The organism is Trichococcus sp. (assembly GCF_049589555.1).
In the GTDB taxonomy this organism is placed as follows: domain Bacteria; phylum Bacillota; class Bacilli; order Lactobacillales; family Aerococcaceae; genus Trichococcus.
The window spans coordinates 1-6,288 of the sequence record NZ_JBAWAZ010000313.1 but is presented as its reverse complement, the minus strand read 5'-3'; the positions used below and the strand labels follow the sequence as shown (position 1 = coordinate 6,288).

At 47.9% G+C, this 6,288-nt stretch carries 3 protein-coding genes and 1 other annotated feature; of the genes, 1 reads left to right on the top strand and 2 read right to left on the bottom strand.

Going from position 1 to position 6,288, the window contains the following annotated elements:
- Positions 1-270 (top strand): LysM peptidoglycan-binding domain-containing protein (locus WBV27_RS11190; protein ID WP_424202089.1); only part of this gene is annotated, 270 nt, incomplete at its 5' end.
- Between the two features lie 96 nt (positions 271-366).
- On the opposite strand, the gene leuS is transcribed toward WBV27_RS11190, so the two are convergent.
- Together leuS and WBV27_RS11180 are read right to left on the bottom strand one after the other, a co-directional pair.
- Positions 367-2,781 carry a leucine--tRNA ligase gene (gene leuS, locus WBV27_RS11185; RefSeq protein ID WP_424202087.1) on the bottom strand — a complete coding sequence of 805 codons (2,415 nt, stop codon included), beginning with the start codon at positions 2,779-2,781 and terminating at the stop codon, positions 367-369.
- An 89-nt stretch (positions 2,782-2,870) separates the two neighbouring features.
- Positions 2,871-3,078 (bottom strand) — a binding site (T-box leader).
- A gap of 88 nt (positions 3,079-3,166) precedes the next feature.
- Entirely contained in the window at positions 3,167-6,088 is a 2,922-nt protein-coding gene (locus tag WBV27_RS11180) for a LysM peptidoglycan-binding domain-containing protein (RefSeq protein WP_424202091.1), read from the bottom strand.
- Positions 6,089-6,288: the final 200 nt, after the last annotated feature.

The window sequence follows — 6,288 nt, the reverse complement described above, 5'->3', positions numbered from 1 at the left end:
TATGGCGTGACGATCCAACAGATCGTTACCGCCAATAACATAGCCAACGCCAATCTGATCAGCGTCGGACAAGTGTTGACGATCCCAGGTACCGGAACGCCGACGACTCCAACTACGCCGACAACCGGAACGGCCTATACAGTCAAAGCCGGGGATACGCTCTATGCCATCGCGCTTCGTTATGGCGTAACCATCACGCAACTCGTGAACGCTAACGGCATAACCAATCCGAATCTTATCCGTGTCGGTCAAGTGTTGATCATCCCTTAAGTATGGACGCAAATGTCCATTTCAAAGAGCACAAATATTTAAAGAGAACGCACACCCCGTCAGAATTGGGATGTGCGTTCTCTTTATTATTTCAGATTAATTCGCTACAATATTGACCAATTTACCTGGGATGGCGATGGTTTTTCTGACGGTTTTGCCTTCGATGCCTTCTTTGATGACACTGTTTTCCAATGCCAATGCGATCATGTCATCATTGGCAATATCAGAGGGAACCATTTCTTTGGTTTTTACTTTACCGTTGATCTGGAAAACGACTTCGATTTCGTCTTCGACAAGGAAAGATTCATCATAAGTTGGCCATGCAACGTAGGAAATGCCTTCCGGTTTGCCCAGTTTCACCCAAAGCTCTTCACCAAAGTGAGGCGCGACCGGCGCAAGCAATTGAACAAAACCAGTGACGTATTCGAACGGCAATGCATCCACTTTGTAGGCTTCATTGATGAAGATCATCATTTGCGAGATTGCTGTATTGAAGTGCAGATTATCGTAATCCTCGGTTACCTTCTTGACTGTCTGATGGTAAACCTTGTCCAATTCATGCGTGTTGATGGTTGTGATGCGGTCACGCATCTTATCATCTTCATCCAAAAGCAGACGCCAAATGCGATCCAGGAACTTGCGGCTGCCTTCGATGCCGCCTTCACTCCATGTCGATGATGCATCCAACGGTCCCATGAACATTTCGTACATGCGGAGTGTATCTGCGCCATATCTTTCCACGATGTCATCCGGGTTGACTACATTCCCTTTGGATTTGGACATTTTTTCATTGTTTTCGCCCAAGATCATGCCTTGGTTGTACAATTTTTGGAACGGCTCCTTTGTCGGAACGATGCCGATATCGTAAAGGAATTTATGCCAGAAGCGCGCATACAGTAGATGAAGCACCGCATGTTCAGCACCACCGATATAAAGATCGACGTTCTGCCAATAGTCCAGTCTTTCATTTGAAGCAAGATCATTGCGGTTATGCGGATCCATGAAGCGTAGGAAGTACCATGAACTGCCTGCCCATTGCGGCATTGTATTGGTTTCGCGTCTGCCTTTCATGCCGGTAACAGGATCGACAACATTGACCCACTCAGCGATGACGGCCAGCGGGGATTCCCCAGTGCCGCTCGGTTTCACTTGATCGGTCTTCGGCAACAGCAACGGCAGTTCATTCTCAGGAACCGTTGTCGATGTGCCATCTTCCCAGTGGATGACTGGGATCGGTTCGCCCCAATATCTCTGTCTCGAGAACAACCAATCGCGCAGACGATAGGAAATCACTTTTTCGCCCAGTCCGTTTTCGGACAGCCATTCGTTCATCTTCACAATCCCTGCCGCTTTATCCAATCCGTTCAGGAAGTCGGAGTTGATGTGCAAGCCATCTTCCGTATAAGCTTCCTCTTCGACGTTTCCGCCCTCAAGGACCGGAATGATCTCTAAATCGAATGTTTTGGCAAATTCATAGTCGCGGGTATCATGGGCTGGAACAGCCATAATGGCGCCGGTTCCGTATGTCGCCAAAACATAATCGGCGATCCAGATCGGGATTTCTTTGCCGTTCACTGGATTGATCGCATAAGCGCCAGTGAATACGCCGGTCTTTTCTTTTGCAAGCTCCGTACGGTCAAGATCGCTCTTCAGTGAAATGGAATCGATGTAAGCTTCGACGGCTTCGGCTTGTTGCCCGGACATGATTTCCTTCACCAATGGCAATTCAGGCGCCATAACCGCATAAGTAGCGCCGTACAAAGTGTCCGGTCTGGTCGTGAAGACCGTGAAGTCTTTATCCGTGTCTTTGATTTTGAAAGTGACGTTCGAACCTTCCGAACGTCCGATCCAGTTCCGTTGCATCTCTTTGATGCTTTCAGGCCAGTCCACCAATTCCAGATCATCCAGCAGACGTTCTGCATAGGCAGTGATTTTCAACATCCACTGTCTCATCGGTTTGCGGTAGACCGGATGTCCGCCACGTTCACTGACGCCATCGACAACTTCTTCATTGGCAAGTACGGTGCCAAGCGCCGGACACCAGTTGACGGAAACTTCCGCTTCATAGGCCAAACCTTGTTCGTACAATTTTGTGAAGATCCATTGCGTCCATTTGTAATAGCTTGGATCTGTCGTATTGATTTCACGGCTCCAGTCATAGCTGAATCCCAATGATTGGATCTGACGTTTGAAAGTTTTGATGTTAAGCTCGGTAAAATCAGCCGGATCGTTACCGGTGTCCAATGCATATTGCTCAGCCGGCAATCCGAAAGCATCCCAACCCATCGGATGCAATACGTTGAAACCTTGTGCGCGTTTTGCTCGGGCAACGATATCCGTCGCCGTGTAGCCTTCCGGATGACCTACATGCAAGCCTTGGCCGGATGGGTAAGGGAACATATCCAATACATAATATTTCGGTTTCCCGCCTTCTTCGGTCGTTTTGAAGGTGCGGTTGTCTGCCCAATATTTTTGCCATTTTTTCTCGATTGTTTTATGCGTATAACTCATTTCCAGCAACATCCTTTTCTTTTCATTCATCCAAACAGGCGATGGGCCATAAAAAAAGTCCTATAGGCAGCGTCCATCACTGGTTCTGCCTATAGGACGAGTTTTTTCGTGGTACCACCTATATTGAATGTCTTTGCATTCCTTATCATGCCTGTAACGCAGCGATGCGGTCCCGCTTACTGATGCTTTCGGCGGAACAACTCAAAGGCGAGTTCAAGAGGCTCTTTGTGCATTTTCACCACCCATGCACTCTCTTCAAAAAAGCTGCTCTTTACTGATCCTTCTCTATGTCTGTTTCAGTTATGAAATGATTCATCTGCTATTTTAACAAATAAAACTCATTTCATCAAGACTTGATGCCTACCATAACCAATCCCTTTATAATTTAAAGACTAATGACTTGACCGACATAAATGATGTTGGAAGTGATATCATTCGCTTCGATCAAAGCCGCTAAGCTAACGCCATTCTTCTTGGCGATGCTGTACAAGGTGTCGCCTTTTTGGACGGTGTACGTATTGGCGGATGCCGCAGGCGTACTTGTGGTCGGTGCTGTTGCCTGTGCGGATGTTGTCGCCGCAGCCACTTTCAACGATTGGTTCACAAAAATGATATCCGTGCTCAGATTGTTCCAAGTCTTCAGTTCAGCAACCGAAACGCCATTTGCGGATGCGATCTTATAGAGCGTATCCCCTTTTTGGACCGTATACACTTTGTTCGTGACAGTCGGAACGGAAGGTGCTGTTACAGTCGGCGTCGTTACTACTGTAGAAGTATTCCCGGTCGTTACCGTGGCTTTCACCTTCAATGTTTGACCCGGATAAATATAATCGGAACTCAGGCTGTTCAGTGTCTTCAATTCAGTTACCGTCAGACCGTTCGCATTCGCGATTTTCCAGAGCGTGTCACCGGTTGCCACTGTGATTGTGCTCGTCGTGATGGCCGTTGTCGGTGCTGTTGTCGTCGGCTGGGTAACGGTTGGTGCAGTGACTGCCGTAGCCGTACTCTTGAGCGTCAGCACTTGCCCTGGCACAATGACATCAGAAGTCAGACTGTTCAATGTTTTCAGTGCCGATACGCTCAAACCATTGGCGTTCGCGATTTTCCAAAGCGTATCGCCTGACGCTACCGTGATCGTACTTGCAGTCGACGGTGTTGTTGGCGTCGTTGGTTGCGTCGGTTGCGTCACACTCGGCGTTGTCGTAGTTTGTTTAAGCAACAATGTTTGGCCTGGAACGATGACGTCGCTCGTCAGATTGTTCAGCGCCTTCAGTTCAGCTACGCTCAATCCGTTTGCGTTAGCGATTTTCCAAAGCGTGTCGCCTGATGAGACCGTTACGTTACCGCTTGTTGTTCCCGGCGTCACTGTCGGGGATGTCGGTGTGGCTGGCGTTACCGTAACCGCACTCTTCAAGACCAGTGTTTGCCCGGTCAGAATCGCATCACTGGTCAGGTTATTCAGCGTTTTTAATTCTGAAACCGTCAAACCGTTTGCGGTCGCAATCTTCCACAAAGTATCTCCGGATACGACAACAACGCTGCTGCCAGCGGCTGGCGTCGTTATTGGTGTTGTCACTCCAGGCGTCACAGTAGTGGTGCCATTGATGTAGTTCACCGGATTGACGACGGTACCGTTTTCCTGCACTTCAAAATGCAGATGGACGCCTGTCGAGCTACCGGTAGTTCCCATCACGCCGATTTTTTGTCCTTGGCTGACGGTCTGTCCCTCTGATACTGAAAGTCCGGATTGCATATGCGCATACAATGTTTTGATTGTCACACCATTTATTTTGCCGTGGTTGATGACGATGTAATTGCCGTAGCTGTAATGATAAGTGGCGACCTCCACAATGCCTGCTTGCGACGCGGAAATATTGCCGCTGCCTGCAAGGTCGATACCTCGATGGAATTCCAATGCCCCATTGATAGGAGACGTACGGTATCCGAAGGGAGATGAAATGTATCCGCTGGCCGGTTTGATGAAAGCACCTGTGATAGTAGTTCCCGTAGTGCCCGTATTCGTTCCGGTAGTTGGCGTTGTAGTGCCTGTCGAAGTGCCGGTTGTTTTCAAAATCTGACCCGGATAGATCGCATCGGACGTCAGACTGTTCGCGGTCTTCAATGCGGCAACGGTCATGCTTTTCGCGGTTGCTATCGACCACAGTGTGTCACCCGATTTTACCGTATAGGATTGGGTAGTCGTTTGCCCCGTATTGCTGCTTGAGCCGTTTTCGGTTGTATCCGGAGTAGTCGTTGTCGTTTTGCCCAACAATAACTTCTGGCCCACGTAAATGGTATCGCTTGTCAGCGTATTCAAGCTCTTCAATTCACTGATCGTCAAGCCATTTGCGTTAGCGATTTTGTATAGGGTATCGCCAGCGACTACCGTATAAGACGCAGTTGTCGTGCTTGCCGGTGTTTCGGATGGCGTAGTTGGTGTTGCCGTTGTTTCTGGTGTTGTTGGAGTTCCAGCATCTTCCGTATCCTCTGCAGGTTCAGTGGGCGTCTCTTGCTCTGCAGTATCATCGTCTGTATTCTCCGGAAGCTCCACAGTCGGCAGCTCGGGCGTTTCAGCCGGTGTTTCGAAATCGATATTGCCTGCATCCGGCTCTTCAACCTCTTCTTCGACGACAGGTTGATAGTTATCATATTGATCCAAGCCATACTGCGCAATGATCCTGTTCAGTTTGGTGCTGTAAGCCGTGTCCGTCGCATAGCGGCCGGTCAGGTAAGCCGTGGCGTCCTGATAAGTAGCTGCGTTGCTCTTCCAAGCACCGGCATAATACGTCGGATTCCAGCTGGTCCCGTTTGCCAGAAGAGCAGCATAATCCTGCAAGGATTCCGCGTAGGAAGGATATTTTCTGAATTCGGCGTTGATGGAATAATAATTCTGCCCACCGCTGTCTTCCAATGTCTCCATATTGATGGACTCGCCATTGTATTCCCCTTTAATACCGAACAGGTTGTAGTTAGGAGCTTTCGATAAAACGCTTGTACCCCAGCCGCTTTCCAGAATGGCTTGGGCCATCATTACGGAGGCGTAAAGATCATTTTGCGCAGCGATTACGGTCGCGGACGGGATGATCTGATTCAAAAAGGGATTAGTGGAATATACTTGTGTATCCGTTGTTCCAAGCGTAGTCGACTCCGCTGCCAAAATCAGTTGGACCGGCTTCACGACAGTTGTCATAAAGAACGATGTACTCAACACCGCTACGCTGCGTTTCAGTTTTTTATTCGTGGTGATAAAAGAATTGATCAGTTGTTCTTTTTTCTTTTGGTTGATGCGTTCGTTTCTGGATAACACCAAAATATACCACTCCCTATAACAAAAATACTGCCTATCTGGCAGTGAAAGACGTCTGAATATATAAAAATGGTGGAAGATAATTTAAATTTCTTTTAAGAAAATCATCCAATATGTCTATTATATGTTTGTTTCCCAAATTTTTGAATGGCTTTCATAACCATATTTAATATTTAACAATTGAAATAATTCTGTAACAA

What these genes read in the sequence shown, in the direction of transcription:
- leuS (WP_424202087.1), bottom strand. Translation starts at nt 2,781, where the DNA reads ATGAGTTATACGCATAAAACAATCGAGAAAAAATGGCAAAAATATTGG.